At 48.2% G+C, this 23333-nt stretch carries 20 protein-coding genes and 2 tRNA genes; 15 read left to right on the top strand and 7 right to left on the bottom strand.

Translation table 11 applies throughout. The annotated features are described in order from the left end of the window. Positions 1-84: 84 nt before the first annotated feature. Positions 85-2388 carry an ATP-binding protein gene (locus AEST_RS09265; protein ID WP_008608654.1) on the top strand — a complete coding sequence of 768 codons (2304 nt, stop codon included), beginning with the start codon at positions 85-87 and terminating at the stop codon, positions 2386-2388. On the opposite strand, the gene arcA is transcribed toward AEST_RS09265, so the two are convergent. Then, the gene (gene arcA, locus AEST_RS09260) at positions 2389-3096 is read right to left on the bottom strand and encodes a two-component system response regulator ArcA (RefSeq protein ID WP_008608653.1); all 708 of its coding nucleotides are present in this window, start codon (positions 3094-3096) and stop codon (positions 2389-2391) included. A gap of 185 nt (positions 3097-3281) precedes the next feature. Next, entirely contained in the window at positions 3282-4904 is a 1623-nt protein-coding gene (locus AEST_RS09255; RefSeq protein WP_156803886.1) for a HAMP domain-containing sensor histidine kinase, read from the bottom strand. Between the two features lie 162 nt (positions 4905-5066). On the opposite strand from AEST_RS09255, the gene AEST_RS09250 reads away from it, so the two are divergent. Next, on the top strand, positions 5067-5465 hold the full coding sequence (locus AEST_RS09250) for a DUF3293 domain-containing protein (RefSeq protein WP_008608650.1): 399 nt from the start codon (positions 5067-5069) through the stop codon (positions 5463-5465). Between the two features lie 24 nt (positions 5466-5489). On the opposite strand, the gene AEST_RS09245 is transcribed toward AEST_RS09250, so the two are convergent. From AEST_RS09245 to trmB, 3 genes are read right to left on the bottom strand one after another with little or no spacing between them, the layout of a single operon-like run. After that, on the bottom strand, positions 5490-5843 hold the full coding sequence (locus tag AEST_RS09245) for a hypothetical protein (protein WP_008608649.1): 354 nt from the start codon (positions 5841-5843) through the stop codon (positions 5490-5492). A 21-nt stretch (positions 5844-5864) separates the two neighbouring features. Continuing rightward, the gene (locus AEST_RS09240) at positions 5865-6872 is read right to left on the bottom strand and encodes a class I SAM-dependent methyltransferase (RefSeq protein WP_008608648.1); all 1008 of its coding nucleotides are present in this window, start codon (positions 6870-6872) and stop codon (positions 5865-5867) included. Further along, positions 6872-7606, bottom strand: coding sequence for a tRNA (guanosine(46)-N7)-methyltransferase TrmB (trmB, locus tag AEST_RS09235; RefSeq protein WP_008608646.1), 735 nt, complete (start codon positions 7604-7606; stop codon positions 6872-6874). The genes AEST_RS09240 and trmB overlap by 1 nt, the downstream gene beginning before the upstream one ends. 109 nt (positions 7607-7715) lie before the next feature. Here trmB and mutY point away from each other — a divergent pair, with 109 nt between their 5' ends. The 6 genes from mutY to rlmM are packed head-to-tail and all read left to right on the top strand — an operon-like array spanning position 7716 to position 12139. After that, positions 7716-8786: an A/G-specific adenine glycosylase gene (mutY, locus tag AEST_RS09230; RefSeq protein ID WP_008608645.1), complete on the top strand. Its 1071-nt coding sequence runs from the start codon at positions 7716-7718 to the stop codon at positions 8784-8786. Beyond that, complete coding sequence (locus tag AEST_RS09225; protein WP_008608644.1) at positions 8783-9055, top strand: oxidative damage protection protein; 273 nt, start codon at positions 8783-8785, stop codon at positions 9053-9055. Before mutY ends, AEST_RS09225 begins: the two co-directional genes overlap by 4 nt. Positions 9056-9084: 29 nt before the next feature. After that, positions 9085-10023: a transcriptional regulator GcvA gene (locus tag AEST_RS09220; RefSeq protein WP_008608642.1), complete on the top strand. Its 939-nt coding sequence runs from the start codon at positions 9085-9087 to the stop codon at positions 10021-10023. Positions 10024-10079: 56 nt separating this feature from the next. Continuing rightward, on the top strand, positions 10080-10703 hold the full coding sequence (locus AEST_RS09215) for an alpha/beta family hydrolase (protein ID WP_008608641.1): 624 nt from the start codon (positions 10080-10082) through the stop codon (positions 10701-10703). Then, the gene (locus tag AEST_RS09210; RefSeq protein WP_008608640.1) at positions 10675-11061 is read left to right on the top strand and encodes a DUF423 domain-containing protein; all 387 of its coding nucleotides are present in this window, start codon (positions 10675-10677) and stop codon (positions 11059-11061) included. The genes AEST_RS09215 and AEST_RS09210 overlap by 29 nt, the downstream gene beginning before the upstream one ends. A gap of 1 nt (position 11062) precedes the next feature. Beyond that, positions 11063-12139, top strand: a complete 1077-nt coding sequence (rlmM, locus tag AEST_RS09205; RefSeq protein ID WP_008608639.1) for a 23S rRNA (cytidine(2498)-2'-O)-methyltransferase RlmM — start codon at positions 11063-11065, stop codon at positions 12137-12139. A 4-nt stretch (positions 12140-12143) separates the two neighbouring features. Here rlmM and AEST_RS09200 read toward each other — a convergent pair whose 3' ends face one another. Further along, the gene (locus tag AEST_RS09200) at positions 12144-13328 is read right to left on the bottom strand and encodes an endonuclease/exonuclease/phosphatase family protein (RefSeq protein ID WP_008608638.1); all 1185 of its coding nucleotides are present in this window, start codon (positions 13326-13328) and stop codon (positions 12144-12146) included. 374 nt (positions 13329-13702) lie between these two features. Here AEST_RS09200 and AEST_RS09195 point away from each other — a divergent pair, with 374 nt between their 5' ends. The 6 genes from AEST_RS09195 to AEST_RS09170 all read left to right on the top strand — a co-directional run bounded on the left by AEST_RS09195 (position 13703) and on the right by AEST_RS09170 (position 20314). Then, positions 13703-16894 carry a TonB-dependent receptor gene (locus AEST_RS09195; protein WP_008608637.1) on the top strand — a complete coding sequence of 1064 codons (3192 nt, stop codon included), beginning with the start codon at positions 13703-13705 and terminating at the stop codon, positions 16892-16894. A gap of 120 nt (positions 16895-17014) precedes the next feature. Next, positions 17015-17647, top strand: coding sequence for a uridine kinase (gene udk / locus AEST_RS09190; protein ID WP_008608636.1), 633 nt, complete (start codon positions 17015-17017; stop codon positions 17645-17647). A gap of 16 nt (positions 17648-17663) precedes the next feature. Continuing rightward, on the top strand, positions 17664-18872 hold the full coding sequence (locus AEST_RS09185; protein WP_008608634.1) for a NupC/NupG family nucleoside CNT transporter: 1209 nt from the start codon (positions 17664-17666) through the stop codon (positions 18870-18872). Positions 18873-18887: 15 nt separating this feature from the next. Further along, complete coding sequence (locus AEST_RS09180; protein ID WP_008608633.1) at positions 18888-19841, top strand: isopenicillin N synthase family dioxygenase; 954 nt, start codon at positions 18888-18890, stop codon at positions 19839-19841. Between the two features lie 109 nt (positions 19842-19950). Continuing rightward, a tRNA-Leu gene (locus tag AEST_RS09175) sits at positions 19951-20036 on the top strand. A 192-nt stretch (positions 20037-20228) separates the two neighbouring features. After that, positions 20229-20314 (top strand) — tRNA-Leu (locus AEST_RS09170). Positions 20315-20339: 25 nt separating this feature from the next. Here AEST_RS09170 and AEST_RS09165 read toward each other — a convergent pair. Further along, the gene (locus AEST_RS09165) at positions 20340-21806 is read right to left on the bottom strand and encodes a RimK family alpha-L-glutamate ligase (RefSeq protein ID WP_008608631.1); all 1467 of its coding nucleotides are present in this window, start codon (positions 21804-21806) and stop codon (positions 20340-20342) included. Positions 21807-21917: 111 nt separating this feature from the next. Here AEST_RS09165 and AEST_RS09160 point away from each other — a divergent pair, with 111 nt between their 5' ends. Then, on the top strand, positions 21918-23033 hold the full coding sequence (locus AEST_RS09160) for a GNAT family N-acetyltransferase/peptidase C39 family protein (RefSeq protein ID WP_008608630.1): 1116 nt from the start codon (positions 21918-21920) through the stop codon (positions 23031-23033). Positions 23034-23333 lie beyond the last annotated feature (300 nt).

Genomic DNA, 23333 nt, shown 5'->3' with positions numbered 1-23333 from the left:
AAAAACAAGCAGCAGACGTCAACACGCCCTAGGAATCAAGCCTGCGGCTTTGGCGGGTATTGGCAAGTATTCAAAGGTTAACCTATGCAAATTTCCTCAATACCGCAGCTGACAACACTGGCCCGCCGCATCCGGCAATGGGGCAGTTGGCAGCTGGCAACCCTACTGGTGTTATTGCTGGCGGCGCTGGTACTACTGAGTTATCTCGGTTATGCGGCGATTTTTAACCGGGAAGTGGTCATTCATGAGTTGCAGTTACTGCTGGTTTATACGGTGCCGTTGTTTGCTTGCCTGGTGTTTGTGATTTGTTATCTGGTAGTCAGGCTGGATGCCGCCTTGTCATTTGTACAAAACTCGACGCAATCTGAGCAACAACTCAATCAGACCATGCAGCAAAGTATCCGGCAGCTTAACTTCGAAATCGAGGAGCGGAAGAAGGCATTTCAGGCGAAAAGGCGGGCTATTGAAGAGCTGCGTAAAGAAATCAGTGAGCGTCGTAAAACAGAGCAGGAACTGGCGGAGCAGAGCTTGCTGATCCGCTCCATCGTAGATAGTTCGCCGGATCTGTTTTACTACCGCGACGAAAAGGGTTTACTGGCCAGCTGTAATAAGATGTTCGAGAGTATTATGGAGCGGCCAATGGCTGAGTTGATCGGCCGGGATCTGACCCAGCTCTATGCCGCAGACAGTCCGCAGGCAGCAATCTTATCTGAGTATGAGCAGGCGGAACCCGAGACTGAGCTGACGCTGGATGTCGAATTTAAAAAAGAAGATGGCAATGTACTGTGGTTTGAAATGCGCCATTTGCCGTTTTACGACAGACAAGGACGCTATATCGGTTTACTGGGCTTTGGTCGTGATATTACGTCACGCAAATTGGCTGAACAGGCATTAGAAAAAGCGTATCAGGACAAAGGCCAGTTTATTGCAACCCTCAGTCATGAGCTGCGCACCCCACTAAATGGCATTGTCGGTTTAAGCCGGCGCCTGCTGGGCAGTGAACTGGCGCCGGAACAGTTCAGCTGGGCCAATACCATTTTTACCAGTGCCGAAACCCTGGGTAATATCTTCAACGATATTATTGACCTAGATAAAATTGACCGTCAGGAGCTCGATATCGTCTACCAGGGTGTACAGCTACAGCAGTTCCTGGATGATATTGGCAATTTTGCGCAGTTGATCTGTCAGCAAAAAGGGTTGAGTTTTCAGTTGCAAACAGAGGGCACTACCGCCTGCTACCTGCTGCTGGATCCTACGCGCTTACGTCAGGTGTTATGGAATCTGTTAAGTAATGCTGTTAAATTCACCCGGCAGGGGCAGGTGACCCTGCACTGTCAGCTAACACAGCAGTTTCTGCAGTTACAGGTGATCGACACCGGTATTGGCATCGCCGATCATGATCTGCCACGGATCTTTGATATGTACTATAAATCCCGTGATGGCCAGCGCTTGAGTATTCTTGGTTCGGGTATCGGCTTGTCGGTATCGCGTTCGCTGATCGAAGCCATGGCCGGTGAGATCAGTGTAAAGAGTACGCCCGGCGCTGGCAGTTGTTTTACCGTCAGTTTACCCGTCGTGTTTGCTCAGGCACCGTCACAACCCGCGCCCATTAACTGTCCGGCGCTAACGATTCTGTTGATTGAAGATGTGCCGTTAAATGCCGATATTGCGATGGCGCTGTTGGAACAGCGAGGTCATACAGTGTTACTGGCCGAAACCGGAGAGGATGCGCTCGCCTTGCTTGAAACAGAGGACGATATTGATCTGGTGCTTCTGGATATGCAGCTACCTGATATGGATGGCGATCAGATCGCCCGTTATATCCGCAGTGAAAGTCATTTATCGGCACTGCCCATTGTGATGCTGACAGCTAATGTGCGCAAAGCACAGCAGAAACTGGCGGATATCAAGCTGGACGGGGTGCTGTCCAAACCACTGAATACCGAAAAATTAGACTTATTATTAGCTGAGCTGTTTTCGCCCAGTGCTCTTAAACTGCAGCAAAACTCGGAGCAAACCGCGCCGACGGCGGCGAGTAGCGAGCAGGCTCCGGCTGTGCTGGATACCAATATTTTGCAGCATTATTTACAGACGTTGGGTAAGGATGCGATGCAGCGTAGTGTGTTGTTATTTGCGCAGTTATTACCAGGCTATATTAATAAGTTACTCGAGGCTGCGGTGCAGCAACAATTCAAAGAGTTGCAAAGTATGGCGCATAAACTAAAGGGGGCGGCAGCCGCGGTCGGTTTACTTTGGTTACAGGAACAAGCACGAAAGCTGGAAGAACAGGAGCCTGACTGGGCGCTATTGGAACGGCAATTACTGGAGCTGCATTTTACTGCAGAGCAGCATCTGGCTACTCTGCAGCAATATATTAAAGACGCTTAATTATTTATCGATCTTGCCGACAAAGCGATAACCCTCACCATGGATGGTGCTGATTAACTCCGGGCTCTCGACATCAGATTCGAAGTGTTTACGAATACGACGAATGGTGACATCGACAGTACGGTCATTCGGACGCAACTCGCGGCCGGTCATATGACGGATCAATTGCTCACGGGTGAAGATCTTACCCGGTGTATCCAGCATCAAGCGCAGCGCACGATATTCACCCTTAGGTAAACGACGTGCCATCCCGGTTGGAGAGGTCAAATTACGGCTATTTTCATCCAGCGTCCAGCCGTTGAATTTCACTACACTCTTGTGCTCTTCCACTACAGGTTGCGCGACTGTACGATTTAACAGGTTGCGGGCACGAATAGTGAGTTCGCGTGGATTAAATGGCTTGGTCAGATAATCGTCGGCACCGATTTCCAGGCCGAGAATACGATCAACTTCGCTGTCGCGGCCAGTAAGGAATATCAGTCCGATATTTTGCTTTTGCCGTAATTCCCTTGCCAGGATCAGGCCGTTTTTGCCGGGTAAATTAATATCCATGACAATCAGATTAACTGGGTTAGTTTCCAGTTTCTGATACATTTCGTCACCATTTATGGCTTCGATAACCTGATAGCCCTCTCCCTGAAACAGACTAACCAGATTTAAACGGGTCACTTCTTCGTCTTCTACGACCAGAATCACGGGTGTTTGCATTAGCGTTAAACCTTATTTGGGAGTTGTAAGAAGTAGGTATTTAGACTGTAGACATTGTGTCTGACAGGTGTCAAATTAAAGATGATTATAATCCAAGCGGCCAATTGTTAACAAGATTTTTGTTAACAATTAGTCTTTCCTAATGCTTCTGGTTTGTTGATTGCTTTATTTTTCAAGTGGTTAGTCTAGCGATTATTTAGTTTGCTTGGGCTTAGATTGCCCACCGGGAAATCAATATCGATTTGAATGCCTTCACCCAAACTACTTTCTAAGAGGATCTTGCCATTTAACGCCTGGGTGACCAGATTATAGACCAGGTGCATTCCCAGGCCGCTGCCGCCTTCACCACGTCTTGTGGTCACGAAGGGGTCAAAGATCCGCTTACGGATATGCTCAGGTACTCCCTTGCCATTGTCGCTGTAATGTAGCAGGCAGCGGTGATGTTTGAGCTCGACCCGAATATTGATCTCACCAGCGCTGCCCTCGTCAAAGGCGTGCAGCAGACTATTCATAATCAGATTAATCAAGATTTGATTAATGGGCCCTGGTTTACTGTTGATGGTAAGTTCCGGCGGGCAATCAATATGCATTTGATGATTCGTCTTTTTCAGATTAGGTCGCAGCGACAGCAGTACTTCATTAATCAGCTGCAGCATATTAAATTGGCGCTGATTCTCATTCGACTGATCAACCGCGACCTGTTTGAAACTGCTAATTAAGCCAGCGGCGCGCTCAAGGTTGCGATAGATAATCCCCAGGTTTTCTTTACTGTCACTAAGAAAGCGCGCTAACTGGTTTGAGCTCAGCGTTTTGTTTTCAAAAGCGCTTTCAATTTCCTGAACCTTGTCCTGCAGTAGTGTTGAGGCGGTAACCCCTAAGCCAATGGGGGTGTTTACTTCGTGGGCGATGCCAGCCACCATCTGCCCCAGGCTGGCCATTTTTTCGGTTTCAACAATCTGGTTTTGATATTGATGCAAGGTGGCCAGGGTATTTAATAATTCCTGATTCGACTCCCGCAGTGCGGCAGTCCGCTCGGCAATTTTTTGCTCCAAACTCTGATTTAACTGCTTAATTTCGTCTTCAGCCTGTGCGCGTTTATTCAGTTGGCTCTCAATTCGATCCATCATCGTATTAAAGGCCCGACTGAGTAGATTAAACTCTTGCACCTTAGCGGCCGGCGCCCGCACACAGTAATCCCTTTCCCGCGCTACCCGGTGTACTAAATCGAGCAGCACATTAAGTGGTCCGGTAAAGCGCTTTTGTAACTGTAACACCAGGATGTAACCGAGTAGTAAAGCGAGAATGGCGATCAGAATGCTGACCAGTGTTTGTTGACGTTGCGATTGTGTCAGTTCTTCCGCGGTGGCGCGAACATAAACATAACCAAGTAACTGATTATCCAGTACCACGGCTCGACCAAACTCTAGCGTATCGCCTTTACGGATCGGTTGCTTTTGGGTAATGATTTCGCTGATACGGTCAATCTGCAGTGGCCAGGGGCCAATGTCTTTTCGATTATAGCTGACGAAAAAATTAAGCTGTTGCCCGGCTTCTTCGTATTTGTAGATATGAATATTTTTAATAGCGGTAATAGCATCAAAAGCGGCCAGGCGCTGTTCTTCGCGGAATCTGTTATTGGTTAACAGTGTCGACTGTGTATTGATGGCAATAATATTGAGCAAGGCCGCTAACTCTTGCTCCAGTTGCTTTTGTTGGCGTTTAAAATCCAGGCCATTGGATAAAATCAGGGCCACAGCCAAAGTTAAACTGCAAATCAGCATGACTAAAAAAATTAATGCTGTTTTCATTGAAGTGGTGCGATTGATGCCACTCATGTTCGGCCAGATGGTCCTTACTTTCGCAATCTGCTTACTAGATGCTAAACAGAATTCAGCTTTTTCGCAAAGGAAAGTGGAAATTTTATCCATCAATATTATAGTAGTTGCAGTTCTGGCGGGCGGAGGCCGAGCATGAATTTATGGCAAAGTTATAAAGAAACGATTTTCCTCTGTCACCAGGGCCTGGCTCCCGGCGTGAGTTTTGCCATCATCAGCGGCCAGAATCCTGCCGGTCAAATTACCCATACGCTATTTAACCAATTACTGGATAAGAAACTGCAACAGCGGTTACAGCAGCTGGGTTGTCCTTATCGCTCAGTGATAGGGGCGGCACCTGATTACAGTTTTCAGGAAAAAAGCTGGTTGGTGTTTTGTGATAAAGCGCTGGGCATTGCTTTGGCAGAAGAGTTTACCCAAAATGCGATTTACTGGGTGGAACGCAATGAGCTTTACCTAGTCCCGGTACTGCTGGCTGGTCAGGAAGAGTATCTGGGAAGTTTTGCCAGCCGTTTGGTGTTGTTACCGGCCTGATTAGGCCGTCGGGAAGCAGGCGCACTAGCGCCGGATAATCTGCAGTACCGGCTCCACATCATGTTGCAAATGCGCGGATAATTGTTGTTTTAAACGCAGCTGTGCCAAGCGTTGCTCGGGCGTTTCGGGCTCTGTCAGCAGGGGCGCAAAGTCAGTGACGCAAATACAGCGCAGGGCCGGGGCCGTCATACCGGGTAATTGCATAGCCCGGTACAGTTTATGCGGACAGGCCCGGGTCCGTCCGGGTGCCTGCAAACAACCCGCGCTGGTCGCCGCAGTAGCGCTTTCGATGGTCGTGTTAGTTTCGGCTGCAAGTAGTGCCGCTGGCATCAGCTTTACTAATATCAGACTGCCAAATGCGAATAAGCTAAACCGCACCGTTACTGCCTCCTGTTAAGGCTATTTTTTCGTAGCCTGATAAATCACAAAACCATTGGCTTTGGCCAGAATATTTACCTTACCAAAGGCTTGCTCCAGCAGTTGTTGGTAGGCGAGATGATTGTTGGCGACCAGTGTTAAGGTACCACCAGATTGTAGCCGCGCCGCGCTTTGGGCAATAAAGGCTTCACTGATACTGTAGTCGGTTTTAATGCCGGTATGAAAGGGCGGATTGCTGACAATATGCTTAAACAGCTGCGGCTGAGCGGGCAAACCATCAGCGGCGATGACCTGACCACTCAGTTGGTTAGCTTGCAAGGTGGCGTTGGTAGCAGTGATAGCCAAAGCGCTGATATCCGAGCAATACAGCTCAATGCCTGGCGCCTGCTGTTTTAGTGCGGCGCCAATAATGCCGGCGCCGCAGGCGAAATCCAGCACCTTGCCATCCTGGATATGACCCAGGTGCTGCAGTAACAGCGCGGTACCGATATCCAGCTTACCATGATTAAATACCCCGGGCAGCGAACAGATTGTCAGGTTCTTACCCTGATGCTGGATCCTAAACTGACTTATGGCGCCGGGTTTGAGTTGACTGAGATCGCCAGCGAGTGAAAACCACAGGCAGTGTTTGGCGTTATCCAGTTTATGCGCGTGTAACCCCAGCTTCTCTGCATGATTAACCAGGCTTTTAATACCGCCTTTGTTATCACCTACCACATAGAGCTGGGCATTAGGATGCAGTGCACTGGCGATACGGGCCAGATTATCGGCCAGTAGTTCTTTACTCTTGGGATAAAACAACACTGCGGTGGCAAACTGCTGGCTAAAGGCCGGCGTAGCGCTAAAGTAAACTTCGGCACCGGCTTGCTGCCACTGCTGTTTAACGGCGGCATCAGTGGTAAAGCAGCTGATTTGCCCCAGGGCCGCTAACTGGCGGGCCAGTTGGTCGGCTTCTGGCTCGACAAATAATACCGGGCCCTGTAAATCGTCCAGGTTGCGTAAAATCAGCTGACTGCTGTTAGCAAGCATTAACTTATCCTTTTAAACATCAGATCCCAGACACCATGGCCCAAGCGCTGGCCACGTTGTTCGAATTTGGTCAAAGGCCGGTGTTCAGGGCGTTCGACATAGGTGTTGTTGGCGGATAAGTTCTGAAAACCTTCGGCAGCTTGCATGACTTCCAGCATATGCTCGGCATAGTTTTCCCAATCGGTCGCCATATGAAAGACACCACCGATCTTTAATTTACTGCGCAGTGCCTGCACAAAGTCTGGCTGCACGATCCGTCTTTTATGATGGCGCTTTTTGTGCCAGGGATCCGGGAAAAACAGTTGCACTGTATCCAGGCTTTGCTCTGGGATCATCTCAGCTAACACTTCAACCGCATCATGTTCAAACACTTTCAGATTGCTTACGCCCTGCGTAACGGCTTCGGATAAGCAGGCACCAACCCCTGGCTTATGCACTTCAATGCCGATAAAGTCTTGTGCTGGCGCGGCCTTTGCCATCGCCACCAGTGATTTGCCCATGCCAAAGCCAATTTCCAGTACCCGCGGGGCGCTGCGACCAAATAACAGGTCCAGATCCAGTAGTGCTGGCTGATAATCCACGCCATAGCCTGACCAGTGATTTTCCAGTGCCAGTTGTTGGCCCTTGGTTAAGCGGCCTTCACGCAACACGAAAGAGCGGATCCGCCGTAAATAAGGTTGCGTACTGGCATCATCCGGCTGATGGTCGTTTGGCGGTGTGGCCTGGTTGGTCATGCAAAGCTCCAATCTGAAAAATAAGTCGGCTATTATCCTTGGAAACGGTAGCAAGCTCAACCTCGGGCTCTGTTACAATCGGTGCTTTTCAATGGCAGGAGTCGTATTTTTGCAAACTGATACCTGGTTTAGTGAGCAGTTGGTAGCATGGTACCAGCAACATGGCCGCAAAGATTTACCCTGGCAGCAACGGCCCAGCCCCTATAAAACCTGGCTCTCGGAGGTAATGTTACAGCAGACTCAGGTGGTGACAGTAATACCCTATTTTCAGCGTTTTTTCGCCCGTTTCCCGGACGTTAACACCCTGGCTGCTGCGCAAATCGACGAGGTGCTGCACTACTGGACTGGTCTTGGCTATTATGCGCGGGCGCGTAATTTACATCAGGCGGCACGGCAGATCGTCGAACTGCATCAGGGCGAATTTCCAACCGAATTTTCACAAGTATTGGCGCTGCCCGGTGTCGGGCGTTCTACCGCCGGCGCTATTCTGTCGTTGTCGCTGGGACAGCACTACCCGATTTTAGATGGTAACTGCAAGCGGGTGCTGAGTCGTTTTGCCGCAGTAAGCGGCTGGCCGGGCGAGAAAAAGGTCGAGCAGCAGCTGTGGCAACTTGCAGAGCGCTATACGCCTAAGGATACAGTTCAGCAGTTTAATCAGGCGATGATGGATTTGGGCGCTTCGCTTTGCAGCCGCAGTAAACCGCGCTGTGCCGAGTGTCCGCTGGCCCGGCATTGTCAGGCGGCGTTAAAGGGCGAGCAGCAAGGTTATCCGGGTAAAAAACCAAAGAAAGCCTTACCTGAGCAGCAAAGTTTTTGGCTACTGTTAACCGCAGCCGATCAGGTGTTGCTAAAGCAGCGTCCGGCTAGTGGCTTATGGGGCGGCTTATATGGTTTTCTGGAATTTGCCACTGCCGCAGAGCGCGAGCAATTTATCGCGCTGCAGGGCCTGGCGGTGCAACAACAAACGGAGCTGGCGACCTTTCGGCATACCTTCAGCCATTTTCATTTATGGATCAATCCGCTTTGGCTGCAACTTTCTAGCTTGCCGGCGCGGGTAGAGGAGCAATCTGCCGTGCTCTGGTATACAATAAGCGCCATACCTGAACTGGGGTTGTCAGCCCCGGCAAAAAACCTGCTGCAGCAGCTGGCTGCATTAAGTCTGAGCAAGGAAAAATTATGAGCCGTACCGTATTTTGCCAATTTCTGCAAAAAGAGGCACCGGGATTGGATTTCCAGTTCTATCCGGGCGATCTGGGCAAGAAAATTTTCGACAACATCAGCAAAGAAGCCTGGGCACAGTGGCAAGCTAAGCAAGTGATGCTGATTAACGAGAAAAAGCTGAATATGATGAATGTTGAGCATCGCAAGTTGTTAGAGCAGCAGATGGAAGCCTTTTTGTTCCAGGGGCAGGACGTACAGATTGATGGCTATACGCCACCTGCTAACTAACCGCTGCATTACGCCCGTTTCGGAGACTTATGGCCCGCCGTTTACCGCCGCTTAATGCATTAAAAGCTTTTGAAACTGCTGCCCGGCATCTAAGTTTTACCAAGGCAGCCGAAGAGCTGTATGTGACTCAGGCGGCGATTAGTCACCAGATCAAAGCACTGGAAGATCATCTGGGGCTGAAACTCTTTATGCGGAAAAACCGCTCTTTGCTGCTAACCGAAGAAGGGCAGAGCTATTTTCTCGATATTAAAGAGATCTTTTTGCAGCTACACGAAGCCACCGAAAAATTGCTGGCGCGTGGTGCTAAGGGATCCTTGACCGTTAGCCTGCAGCCAAGCTTTGCTATTCAGTGGCTGGTACCGCGGTTAAACCAGTTTAGTGAACAGCATCCGGATATCGATGTGCGGATCAAGGCCGTGGATCAGGATGAAGGCTCGCTGACCGATGATGTTGATGTCGCCATTTATTATGGTCGCGGTAACTGGCGTAACCTGCATGCCGATAAATTGCATACCGAATATTTACTACCGGTTTGTTCACCGCTGTTATTAAATGGCAGCAAACCGCTGAAAGAGCCAACCGATCTGCGGTTTCATAACCTGCTGCATGATGGCTCACGCCGTGCCTGGAAAGCCTGGTTTACTACCCAGGGTTTTAAAAACTTTAATGTCAATCAGGGGCCGATCTTCAGTCATTCCTCGATGGTGCTACAGGCGGCGATTCATGGTCAGGGCGTGGCCTTGGCGCATAATGTACTTGCGCGGCCGGATATTAGCTCTGGCCGGCTGATCGTACCGTTTAATCATGTGCTGATCAGTAAAGACTCTTACTATCTGGTGTGTCGCGAGAGTCAAACCGAGCTTGGCAAGATCACCGCGTTCCGGCAGTGGATGCTGGATATGGTCAGCGCCGAGCAGGCCGAATTTGCCGAGCAGCAATTTACCAATGCGGTGGCAATGGATGATTAAATGCTAGTCGATCGTCTGGCATTGCCGGCATTGTTGGCAGCGTTGCGGGTGCTGGCATGACAGCGGTTGCCAGGTTATTACTTTGCCATGGCGCCGGCGCCGGCTGTGATAGCGCCTTTATGCAGCAGCTGGCCGCAGCGTTGCAGCAACAGCAGATAGAGGTGGTGCTGTTCGAGTTTGCTTATATGCAGCGTAAACGCGAGCTCGGTAAGCCGGTGCCGCCGCCTAAAGTTGCCAGTTTGCTACCGGAGTTAGCGGCGGCGATAAAGGCGCTGGGTGACGATTTGCCGCTGTTTATTGGCGGTAAATCAATGGGTGGGCGGGTCGCGTCGCTGCTGGCCGCGCTGCCTGAATCTTTGGAGGAGCGGGTTGGGGCGGTATTTGCTTATGGCTATCCGTTTCATCCACCGCGCAAAGTACAGTGGCGTACCGGGCATTTTTCTGAGCTAAGCCGGCCGCTTATTATAATGCAGGGCGAGCGGGATCCCTTTGGCAACTATGCTGAACTGAGCGCGCTGATGTCAGCTTGGCCCGAGGTGACCTTACACTGGTTAAAAACAGCGGATCATGATTTTCAGCCACTTAAAAGTAGCGGCCTGAGCCAGCGCCAATTAATAGCGCAGGCCGCCGAGTTTACCCGCGGGAGTATCGATGCAATTCTGGCTAAAGTTAAGTACTAGTCTGGCAGCTTTATACGGCGGCGCAGTAGTGGCGCTTGCGGCAGCACTGATGCATTTATGGCACAGCAGCTTAACGGAGCTGGCGACCGGGCGGGTATTGGCTGCTTTAGCCATGTTGGCATTACATGCTTTAGGTTTGCTGCTGTTAAATATCTGGCAGCCGACGAAGCTGTTACTGGCCGTCAGACTGTGTTGGCATCTGGGTGTCTGGTTGTTTTGTTGGACACTGATAAGCGGCGTTTTTGCTTTGCCGCTACATATTACGGCTTTGGCCCCGCTGGGTGGCCAGAGCTTTATTTTAGGTTGGCTGCTTCTGGCCATCGCAAGCTGGCGTCAAATAAGCTGGCATAGAGAGTAAGATGAAACAATTATTAGTATATTGCCGTGCCGGCTTTGAAAAAGAAGCGGCGGCTGAGCTGCAGGATCAGGCCGCAGCCTTTGCGGTGTTTGGTTTTTGTAAACTGAAAGCCAACAGCGCCTTTGTGATCTTTGAGGCCTATGACAGTGAAGCGTTACAGCGCTTTTACCGCGATTTCGATTTTCACCACTTTATCTTTATCCGGCAGTGGTTATTGCTGCTAAGCGGCGAACTTGAACTGCCAGCCCAGGATCGGATCGCACCCGTACTGCAGGCCGCACTGGCGGAAGAACTCAGCGGCTGTGGCAGCTTGCGGGTGGAATTCCCCGATACGAACGATGGTAAGACCTTATCGACACTGGCACGCAAGCTGACCGTGCCGCTGCGCCAGTCCTTACGCCAGGCAGGGGTAATGCTGCAAAAAGAACATAAACGTGCGCCGGTTTTGCACTTGTTTTTATTAAGCGGCACCAGTGGCTATCTGGGATTGTCTTACCCGGAGAATAACTCTGCGCTGGAAAACGGTATTCTGCGGCTGAAGTTTCCGCCGGAAGCGCCCAGTCGCAGTACTTTAAAGCTGGAAGAAGCCTTTATCACCTTTATCCCGAAAGATGAATGGGAAACCCGGCTGGCGCCGGGTATGCAAGCGGTGGATTTGGGTGCTTGTCCTGGTGGCTGGACCTATCAGTTGGTGAAACGCAGTATGATGGTGACCGCTATCGACAATGGTCCCATGGCTGAGTCGCTAATGGAAACGGGGCAGGTGAAGCATCTGATGGTGGATGGTTTTAAATTTGTCCCCGCCAAGAAAAATGTGTACTGGTTGGTTTGCGATATGATTGAGCAGCCGCAGCGCGTTGCCGCGCGTATTGCAGACTGGTTAATTCAGGGTTGGTGTCAGGAAACCATCTTTAACCTGAAATTACCGATGAAAAGACGCTACGAGACCGTAAAAGAAGTACTGGCTGCGTTTGAGCAACAGTTGCAGGAGGCGGGATTTCGATACCAACTACAGGCGCGGCATCTGTACCATGACCGGGAAGAGGTCACGGTACATGTGCAACCGATTAAGCGCTAAAAAGCTAATCAGTAAGCTGCAGGGTTAGCCAAACCAGTCGGTGATCTGAACTGGCATCACGGGTGCCGACTAACGGATAGTCGGCATCGGCTTTTGCCGGCCAGAATACCCCACCGTATGTGATGTTAAAACCTTGCCTGGAAGGCAGTACATAGTCTGCCCGCATGCGCCAACCTGCGGTATGGCGGGCGCCAAATTCACGGTCTGGACTATGCTCTGCACCCCCTACACTAGTCGGGATAAAATCACTGTTTACTTTTTGATGCTTTATTAAAGCACTGATCCCAGCCTGTAGCGCATCGCCTTCGCCTTCGGCGGAAGCATTAAGATCTCCGAGAATTACAAAACGTGCATCACCGCGCAGGCCACCTTTACTACCCTGATCATCGTAGATATAACCCGACTGCCCTGACGTTACATAATCAGCCCAAAAGCGGATTTCATCGTGGTTGCGTTTACCGTTACGATTTTCCGGGCCATCAAACACCGGTGGTGTTGGGTGACTGGCCAGCACGTGGATTGTTATACCGTCGACCTGAACCGGGATATCCCAGTGTGCTTTTGAAGAGAGTGGGAATTGCTGCCAGGCATCATTGCTATACCAGGCTGAACCGTCGGCTTTGGTGGTAACCAAGTGGCCTGGCATATCCTGCCACTTAAAGTGTTGGAAGGTCCGCACCTGATCAAGCGCGATCGGATATTTAGACAACAACACCATACCGTATTGTCCGGGGTAAAAGCCATAGCCCCAGGCATCGGCGCCTACACCGGTCGCCGCGCCATCATTATCCAGGTCAAACGGGCTGGGTTGGCCAGTATTGACCGTATTGTAATAGTAGTAGGGGTAATCAATCGGCGGGCTGCCGGCTTGTGGCTGATTAAGATAGTTTTTGATAAAGGCTTCGATACCTTGTTTCGGATCGGCAATATAGTCAAATTCATTTAATAGCAGGATGTCTGGCCGCACCCGCTGAATAATGGCAGCAATATTTTTCACCTGAGGGTGGTCGCCGTTGGCCAGAATATCAATCAATATTTGGCTGCTACCTCTTTTGCCTCTCGGCAGGTAGTTCTCGGCTTCCATACTGACATTAAAGGTAGCGACAGTGATTTGCTGTGTGGCCATAAGCACCTGACTGTTGAGTAAAAAAAAGCCAACACAAAGTTTGGCGATCAAGCGTTGAAGCATTGCTGTTCCCGATATAACGAAAAGGTCAATCAGCATAGCCAGTCGATGACAGAAGATCCAGTATTGACCGGGCAAGCTGGCTGATAATGTCTGCAGAGTGTCGGGAAGGGGAGGTGTCTTTGAGAAATTATAAAATTAAATGGAACTTTTTTCGTTGATTTTCTGCACTATTATTCGCATCAGAAATTAGACATGTTACACTAATATGACGGGAACGCCCTTTGACAGTATAACTATAGATAAGTTCCTATAATTTGGTATCTGTAACGAAAGTGAAATAATCTTAGTTTAGGCTTGGATACCCGATTGAACACTATCTGTGCAAAAAACTAAATCGGATTTAGCATAACCCACAACTACCAGGTGAAAACGATATGAAAATTAGACACTTAGCGATGGCTGTTACGCTCGCGCTTGGCGTAAGCAACATGGCATTTGCTGATACCTCTTCTGCAATTCGTGGTAACGTTGTTACTGCAACAGGTGAAGTTGCAGCCAACGCCCGCGTTGAAATTTTACACGTGCCGTCAGGTACCCGCTCTGTTGCTACGACTAACCAGGCCGGTGCTTTTGCCAGCTCAGGTTTACGTGTTGGTGGTCCTTACACCATTACTATTACCAGCCCGCAAGGCACTAAGGTTTACAACAATATCTTTATATCACTTGGTGAATCTTTCCGGATTAACGCTGAGTTAGAAGCGCAACAAGTCGAGCGTATCGCCGTAACTGGCACAGCCATATTAGCTGGTAATACTGGTAGTAGCAGCTATTTTGGCGCTAAAGATATTGAAAATGCACCAAGCTTTACCCGAGATATTAAGGATATAGTTCGGAATAACCCTCTAGCTGTTTTATCATCTAAAGATGGTGAGTTAAGCGTTGCAGGTACTAACCCTCGTTTTAACAGCATCAGTATTGATGGTATTGCTCAAAACGATGATTTTGGCCTTAATGCAAATGGTTACCCAACAACACGCTCGCCAATTTCTCTTGCAGCTATTGAACAAGTTACTATTGATGTTTCGCCTTTCAAAGCGAAAGATAGTGGTTTCCAGGGGGCAAAAATTAATGCTGTCACCAAATCTGGTACCAACGAACTATCAGGTAGTGTTTTCTACGAAACGCAAAACGATAAGATGGCTGGTACTCCTAAAGATCGTGGTCGTGATCGTCCTATCGTGTTCGACGAGTATACTTATGGCGCTACTCTAGGCGGAGCAGTTGTTAAGGACAAACTGTTCTTCTTTGCGTCTTATGAGTATTTTGAAGCTGATACAGTTTTGGAGTGGGGCCCAATTGGCGCCGGTGCAAGTAATGACAGCCGTGTAACACAAGCTGAATATGATGCTATTCGTCGTATTGCAACTCAGGTCTATCGCGTAGAGCCAGGTGTTTGGGATTCTTCACCTGTTGTTGATGATAAAAAATTCCTACTTAAATTAGACTGGAATATTAACGACGATCACCGTGCTGCTTTTACTTATCAGTATACAAAAGGCAATCGCACGGCCAATACCTCTAATAACGGAGACCAGCTGCGTTTATCTTCTCACTGGTATAACCGTATTGAAGAGCTCAATAACTATGCCTTTAAGTTGTATTCAGACTGGACACCTGATTTCTCCACTCAAGCAAGTGTAACATATATTAACAATCCTACTACCCAAGCATCTTTTGGTGATTTTGGTCAGGTTATCGTTAACTTAGGTGACAGTCGTTCAGTTGCCATCGGTTCGGATATTTCCCGTCATTCAAATGACTTACGTAAGAAGTCATTGATTATGGCCTTAGACGCTGATTATCTGATTGGTGATCATAGCGTTAGTTTTGGTTATGAGTTTAAACAGCTTGATATCTTTAACTTATTTTTACAGCGGACTAAAGGGCAATATACCTTTTCCAGTATAAATGACTTTGAAGCCCGTAGAGCCAACTACTTCCGTTACACTAACCATGTTTCTCTAGATGCCAACAATGCTGCTGCGGAATTTGTTCGTCAAGAGCACTCAGTTTATGTGCATGATGAGTGGGCTGTGAACCCGGATGTAACTATTGATGCTGGCTTACGTTATGAATGGTTGTCATCAAATGATCGTCCTGAGTTTAACACCCAGTCGCAAGCTCGTACTGGTCTGTCCAATACTGAGAATCTTGATGGTGTAGGCATTTTATTACCACGTTTCGGTATTAAGTGGGATGCGACAGACGATCTGACACTACGCGGTGGCTTTGGTCGTTTCTCAGGTGGTCAACCAACAGTTTGGGTATCAAATTCATATTCCAACCCCGGTGTTGGTATCGGGAATCTCGAAATTGACCCTGCGAATAATGTTAACGCCGCGCTTGCAAATGCTTTAGAGAATATTAGTATCTCTGAAATTCCAACTGTTGCTCTGGATCGCGTAAGTAATTCGACTACTTTTGCGGGAACCAACTTAGTTGATCCTAATTTTAAACTACCTTCGGATTGGCGCTTTTTAGTAGCTGCGGACTATCGGTTAGATATTCCGTACTTTGGTGACAATGTAATGTGGACCACGGAGTTTACATACAAAAAACCTAAAGACAGCGCTTTCTGGGTTGACGCCAGTATGTTAGGAAAAGAATCAGGTACCACTTTAGACGGTGGCCGCTTCCTGTATACACTTAATCAAGTTGGTGGCAGAACAACAGATATTATGTTGACCAATTCGGATAAAGAAGGTCGTTCGAAGATATTCAGTACCATGTTAAGTAAGAACTGGTCGAATGGCTTAAGTATGACTACGTCATATACCCATCAAGATATTACTGATGCTCATACTAGTACTAGCGCTACAGCTGGCAGTAACTATGGTTTTAACACGTCGATAAATAGGAATTTTGCTGATGTTGGAACTTCCACATTTGAGACAAAACACCGCTTGGTTTTAAATCTGGGATACGAACACGAGTTTTTTGCGGGTTATAAAACCAATTTTAATATGTTCTTCGAGCGTCGTTCAGGTAAGCCGATAACCTTCTTCGGTCGTGGTTTTGATCTGGATGGTCGTTCACGCCCAGGCACAGCTCCATTTGATTTAATCAGCCCGGGTACAACGACATCTGGAGGTTTATTAGTTTATATCCCAACAGCAAATGATCCAAATGTTGTATTTGTCGATACTTTCAGAGACAACGGTACTTTAATCAAAACAGCCGCACAAAACAGAGCTGATTTCTTCCGTGCGGTTGAAGCTTTTGGTCTGGACAAATACGCAGGTGGTTATGCCCCACGTGCTAGTAACAAGACTCCCTGGGTTACAACTCTTGATCTGAGTATCCGTCAGGAAATTCCTGGCTTTATGGATGGACACAAGGGTGTGGTGTACATGGTGGTTGATAATTTCCTGAATCTGCTTGATAGCACGAAAGGCAAGGTTTACGGCAGTGATTTTGGTACCTTCCAGCTGGTTGACTTCACCATAGACCCAGCTACACGTCAATATCAATATGGTGGTGCTCGTACAGATCTTAACAATTTTGATAAGTTCTATGCAGAAGACTCTACCTGGCGCATTAAAGTTGGTGTGACTTACCGCTTCTAATTATTAGTTGCTATCAAAAATGCCAGTCAGTTGACTGGCATTTTTTTTGGAAGTTTTTATTCCTAATCACGGCGTTATTAGCGATAATTACCAGCTATTTGCAATTCTTCGGGCTGTTTTATGGGTAAAAGAACCATTATCGCTATTGCCGGCGCCTCTGCTTCCGGCAAAAGTTTATTTGCCTCAACCGTTTATCAGGAACTGGTAGCCGAGTTGGGTGGCGAGCGTATTGCGATCCTGTCTGAAGATGCTTACTACCGCGATCAGAGTCATTTGTCTTTTGAACAACGGATCCTGACTAACTATGACCATCCGTCAGCCTTCGAACACGAACTCTTGGTCGAACACTTAAAGGCATTACGTGCAGGCCAAACCATAGCGATGCCGCAGTATAGTTATAAACTGCATACCCGCATTGATGACACTATAAAGGTTCAGCCGGCAAAAGTGATCCTGGTAGAAGGGATCTTATTGCTGACCGACGAGCAGTTACGTGAGCAGTTTGATATCACGGTTTTTATGGATACGCCGCTGGATATCTGTTTGCTGCGCCGGATCAAGCGCGATCTTGAAGACCGTGGTCGTAGTTTGTCCTCGGTAACTGAACAGTATGAAAGCACCGTTCGCCCAGCCTTTTTTGAATTTATCGCTCCCTCGAAACAATACGCCGATCTGGTGGTCACCCGCGGTGGCAAAAACCAGATTGCTATCGATATTATAAAAGCAAAAATCCGCCAGCTATTGTCGGAATAACAACCAGGAAAACATTATGATGGGATTAGTGGGCATTGTTGCCCTGTTATTAGTCGCCTACCTGGCGTCAGCAAATCGTCGCCGGATTAACTGGCGTACCGTCGGTGGTGCCTTTGCTATTCAAATTGCCATTGGCGCCTTTGTGCTCTATGTGCCCTTTGGTCAGGAAGTGCTCTACAGCATCTCTCAGGTCGTAGCGAATGTTATCGGCTATGCCAACGCCGGTATCCAGTTTCTGTTTGGTGACTTGGGTAACTTCTCGCAAGGCTTTATTTTTGCAATCCATGTACTAACCATCATTATTTTCTTCTCGTCATTAATAGCGGTGCTATATCACGTTGGTATTATGACCTGGGTAATTCGTTTAATTGGTGGCGGTTTGCAAAAATTACTGGGCACCAGCCGGCCTGAGTCGATGTCCGCTGCGGCCAATATCTTTGTTGGTCAGACTGAAGCGCCACTTATTGTTAAACCTTTTATCCCAACGATGACCCGCTCTGAGTTGTTTGCCGTGATGGTAGGGGGGCTGGCATCGGTAGCTGGTTCGGTATTAGCCGGCTATGCTGGTTTAGGTGTGGAGTTAAAGTATCTGATTGCGGCCAGCTTTATGGCGGCACCGGGTGGTTTTTTAATGGCAAAAATGATTTTGCCGGAGACCGAAACACCCAAAAATGATCTGGCAGAGATTACCACTGAAAAGCCGCATACTAATCTGATTGACGCCGCAGCCGCAGGGGCTTCCAGTGGTATGCAGCTGGCACTGAATGTTGGTGCTATGTTATTGGCTTTTGTTGGTTTAATCGCCCTGGTTAATGGCATTGTCGGTGGAATCGGTGGTTGGCTGGGTAAAGACGATCTGACTTTACAACTGATTTTTGGTTACGTATTCCAACCACTGGCTTTTATTCTGGGCGTGTCCTGGGAAGAAGCCCGCGCGGCTGGTAGTTTTATCGGTCAAAAGCTGGTGATTAATGAATTTGTCGCATACCTCGACTTTGTGCAGGTGAAAGAGCAGTTAAGCGCGCATACTCAGGTGATAGTTACTATCGCCCTGTGTGGCTTCGCCAATTTCTCATCAATTGCCATTTTGTTAGGCGGCCTGGGTGGTATGGCGCCAGGCCGGCGCGCTGATATTGCCGAGTTAGGTTTAAAAGCCTTACTTGCTGCAACATTAGCGAATTTAATGAGCGCTGCGATTGCAGGGTTCTTTTTTTCTTTAGGCTAAAAACAGGTCTTTTATATGACTCAACATGTTCCAACGTTGGATATAAGACGGTTTGCCACCGACAAAGATAACTTTGTTGCCGAAATTGGCAAGGCCTATACTGAGTTTGGATTCTGTGGCATTAGTGGTCACGGTATTCCGGATGAGGTAATAGAGAACACTTATCAAGCTATTAAGCAGTTTTTTGCACTGCCAACCGAAGTTAAAGCCAAGTATCACCAGCCTGGTCAGGGTGGGGCACGTGGTTACACCGGTTTTGGCGTGGAAAAAGCCAAGGATTCTAATCACCCGGATCTAAAGGAATTCTGGCATGTTGGCCGGGAGCTGGACGGCCCGGCGCCGCATCCCAGTTTATATCCAAATGTCTGGCCAACTGAAGTACCGGCATTTAAAGACGCGACTTACCGTTTATACACCGAGCTGGAAAAGCTGGGTAACCGGGTATTGGAAGCGCTGGCACTTTTCCTGGGGCAAGAGCAGTCGTACTTTGCCGACAAGGTTAATTACGGTAATTCCATTCTGCGGCCTATTCACTATCCACCGATTAAGGATACCTCAACCCAATCGATCCGGGCTGGTCAGCATGAAGACATTAATCTGATCACCTTGCTTGTGGGTTCTAATGAAGCCGGGCTGGAAATTTTGCGCCGCGATGGTAGCTGGTTACCGGTGACCACCATTGAAGGCACTATTGTCGTCAATATCGGCGATATGCTGCAGCGCTTAACTAACCATGTACTGCCATCAACGACGCATCGGGTGGTGAACCCGGCGGGGGCAGCGGCGGGTGAGCCTCGTTATTCTATCCCGTTTTTTATGCATCCGAATCCGGATTATGTGATTGAAACCCTAGCCAGCTGTGTCAGTGCTGAGCGGCCAAACCGCTATCCGGAGCCGATTAACTCTAACGACTATCTGATGCAACGTTTGGAAGAGATTGGCTTGCTGAAAAAAGCCCAAAAAGGCTAAAACGCTGCTAAATTGTGCAACCGCGCTTATCAGGCTGAAAATCGTATTGACGCGGCCTGATAAGTCGCTATACTGCACGCCACGTTAAGCGTACTGCGCAAAACGTTATGCAGATGTGGTGGAATTGGTAGACACGCAAGCTTCAGGTGTTTGTGCCCACAAGGCGTGAGAGTTCGAGTCTCTCCATCTGCACCAAATTAACCGGCTAAGGCCGGTTTTTTGCTTTTTATGTGCCTGTAATCCATCCAGGCATAGCTTTTACCAGCGTTTGGCGCCGCGCGTTGTAAATTTAAGCAAACAGTAAGATTTTTAAAAAAGCCAGTTGACGCTGCTTTTGAAATCGTTATACTGCACGCCATGTTGAGCAGCGAAGGCTGTAGACATAACGCAGATGTGGTGGAATTGGTAGACACGCAAGCTTCAGGTGTTTGTGCCCACAAGGCGTGAGAGTTCGAGTCTCTCCATCTGCACCAAATCAACCGGCTTAAGCCGGTTTTTTTATCGGTTTAATTCAATGCGCCGGATAAAATCTTCTACCAGCAGATCATAGAGTTTGTTGCCTAAATACAAGTCCTCGACACCATCATCAATATTGGGGTTGTCATTAACCTCGATAACGAACACTTGCTCACCAGCTTGCTTCAGATCGACACCGTATAAACTGTCACCTATAGGTTTACAGGCGGCAAGCGCTGCTTGCAACACATGGGCCGGCACCTCTGCAATCGCACAGGTGGTAAAACCGCCACTCTGAGTTTTGCCCTTACCGTGCTTATAAATCTGCCAGTGATTACGGGCCATAAAATACTTACAGGCGAATAGTGGCTGACCGTTCAATACGCCAATCCGCCAGTCAAACTCGGTATAGGTATAACGCTGGGCCAGGATAATAGCGCTCTGTTCAAACAGAGCATTTAACTGTGCTTTTAACTCGGTCAGAGTAGTGACTTTAACCACACCACGGGAGAAGCTGCCGTCAGGGATCTTTAGCACCAAAGGTAAGCCAAGCGTATCAGCGGCGCGTTCCAGATTATCTTCGTCCTGTTTAAATAGCATTAAGCCGTCTGGTACTGGCACTTTATGCTGCTGAAATAAGGTCTGTAGGTATACCTTATTACCACAGCGTAAGATTGAGTTTGGGTCGTCGATGACGGCTAACCCCTCGCGCTCCGCCTTTACCGCCAGATGAAAGGTGTGGTGATTTACGCCTGTGGTTTCGCGAATAAACAGGCCATCAAACTCCGGTAGCCGCTGAATATCCCGGGCTGAAATTAATTCAGTATCCATAGCCGCGCGCTTTGCAGCTTTTCGGAATAGCTCCAGCGACTTCGGACTGCAAGGTGGAAAGGGCTCGTTTGGGTTGGTCAAAACAGCCAGATCATATTTAAAGCGGGCATTCTTTGGCTCCAGGCGCCAGATTTTGTGACTGTAACGTTCCAACACTTCAGCGAAATGCCCTTGTTCCTGCTCAGTTAACTTATGTACCGCACCAATTTTTATGGAACGGATCTGCCAGTGATTCTTTTTACTTAGCTCAACCCGGAGAATGGGAACTGGCAGTGCCTCAAATAAATAGCTGGCAAATTTACGCAGGGCTTTTGATGAGGTTTCACCAAAATAGATGTTAAACAGCAGTTGCTGTTCGGCAGCATCAGCCAGCGCTTTGTCGAGCAGACTTTGTAAGGTGCCGGGAAGTTCTTCGATAAGTTCAGATATTTCAAAGCGATTGAATTTATTGAAAGCTCGCAATGATGGCATAACGTTGTGGCCGCGAGCTTCCGCCAATAATGAACAATAATAGCCGGTTCCCAGATAATGTGACTGTCGGCACAGATTAATGACCCGGACTCTTTGTTTTTGTTTCGGCTGCCATTTTAAATAGGCTGGCAGACTCATCACGCCATCATATTGATAGAACGGAGCCCAGTCTTGCAGTTTGTCGACGACAATAACCAGTTTTGCCATAAAGTTGAGCTTATCCTCTTTCCTGAGAACTTATCTAAAGTATCGGTAATAAAAGTAAATTCCGCTACTATACTGAGCATAATCAGATATTAGCGTTGAGTACTGTATCGGATGGATGTTCAACAGGTTATTGAGATCCGGGAAGCGACTAGTCAGGATCTATCGGCATTGCTGGTTATTGAGCTGCAATGTTTTCATAGTGACCGCCTTAGTCAACGCAGTTTCAGACGTTTTATCTCTGAAAAACGTAGTGATCTCTTTGTGCTATGTTTAGACAAGGAGATAGTAGGTTACTATTTATTGATCTACCGGCGCGGTAGCAGTATGGCCAGGTTATATTCAATTGCTGTGGTACCGCGTTTGCAAGGGCAAGGTCTGGCCAAGCGTCTGATCGCGGATGCGGAGCAAAAGGCGCTGCTCAGGCATTGTGTGTTATTACGATTAGAAGTGCGGCCTGACAATCAGCCTGCAATAAAACTATACCAAAAGCTTGGCTATCATCCATTCGGCGTTAAGCTGGATTTTTACGAAGATCATAGTGATGCGTTGTGCCTGCAAAAACAAATTCATCATTATCAGGCCGCGTCCTATACCAGACTGGTGCCTTATATTGCGCAAACTACCCCATTTACTTGCGGCCCTGCCTGTCTGCTAATGGCATTTAACTATTTTCAACCCGGGGAATTCAGCCCCGAACATCTGGAAATTGAACTATGGCGGGAAGCAACAACGATATTTATGACGTCTGGTCATGGGGGTTGTGGTCCTAGAGGTTTGGCGTTAGCTGCGGCAAAGCGCGGCTTTATAGTGCAAATTTATCTGAATCAGGATGGCCCCTTGTTTTTGGATTCGGTGCGTAGTCCTGAAAAAAAGTCGGTGATGCAGCGGGTCTATCAAGCAGATCAAGCTAAAGTTACGCAACTAGGTTTACCTTTGGTACTAACCGAACCGGATCTCTCTTTAATAAGTAAACTGCTTAAAGATGGTTATGTCTTACTGGCGTTAATCAGTACCTGGCAGTTTGACCGCTCGAAAGCGCCACACTGGATAGTGATTTGTGCTGTTGACGCTGACTTTGTCTATATTAACGATCCCGATGTTGAAGATATCCCCTGGCTTTCACCGACGGAGCGCCACTATATACCAGTGAGTCACCATATCTTTAATAAGGCCTTTGCATACGGTAAAAAGCGTCTGAAAGCTTTGTTAGCGATTAAAAAGGTCTGAAAATAAGCACTTTGCTGCATTTTTCTGCGAACGATCTAAAAACTCTAAGTTTTCTATAAACTCTGCTTGCAGCCTTATTAAAACGCTCTATAATGCGCGCCATGACATGCGGGGCGCGTAGCCGGGTGCTGCGCTAAACCAGTTTGGCTAGCAAGCCGGGTGAGAAAACGAAGCGCTCAAAAATCTTGAAAAAGACGCTTGACAGCAACGTTTAAATCACTAAAATGGCCGCCTCGCTTCAGGGTGCTAATGAAAGCCCCGAAAAGCAGAGTGAAGCAGTAAGTAAAGTAAAATTGAGTC

This window comes from Alishewanella aestuarii B11 (assembly GCF_000280055.1).
GTDB lineage: Bacteria > Pseudomonadota > Gammaproteobacteria > Enterobacterales > Alteromonadaceae > Alishewanella > Alishewanella aestuarii.
The sequence above is the reverse complement of the archived record's forward strand: the minus strand, read 5'-3'. Positions and strand labels throughout refer to the sequence as shown.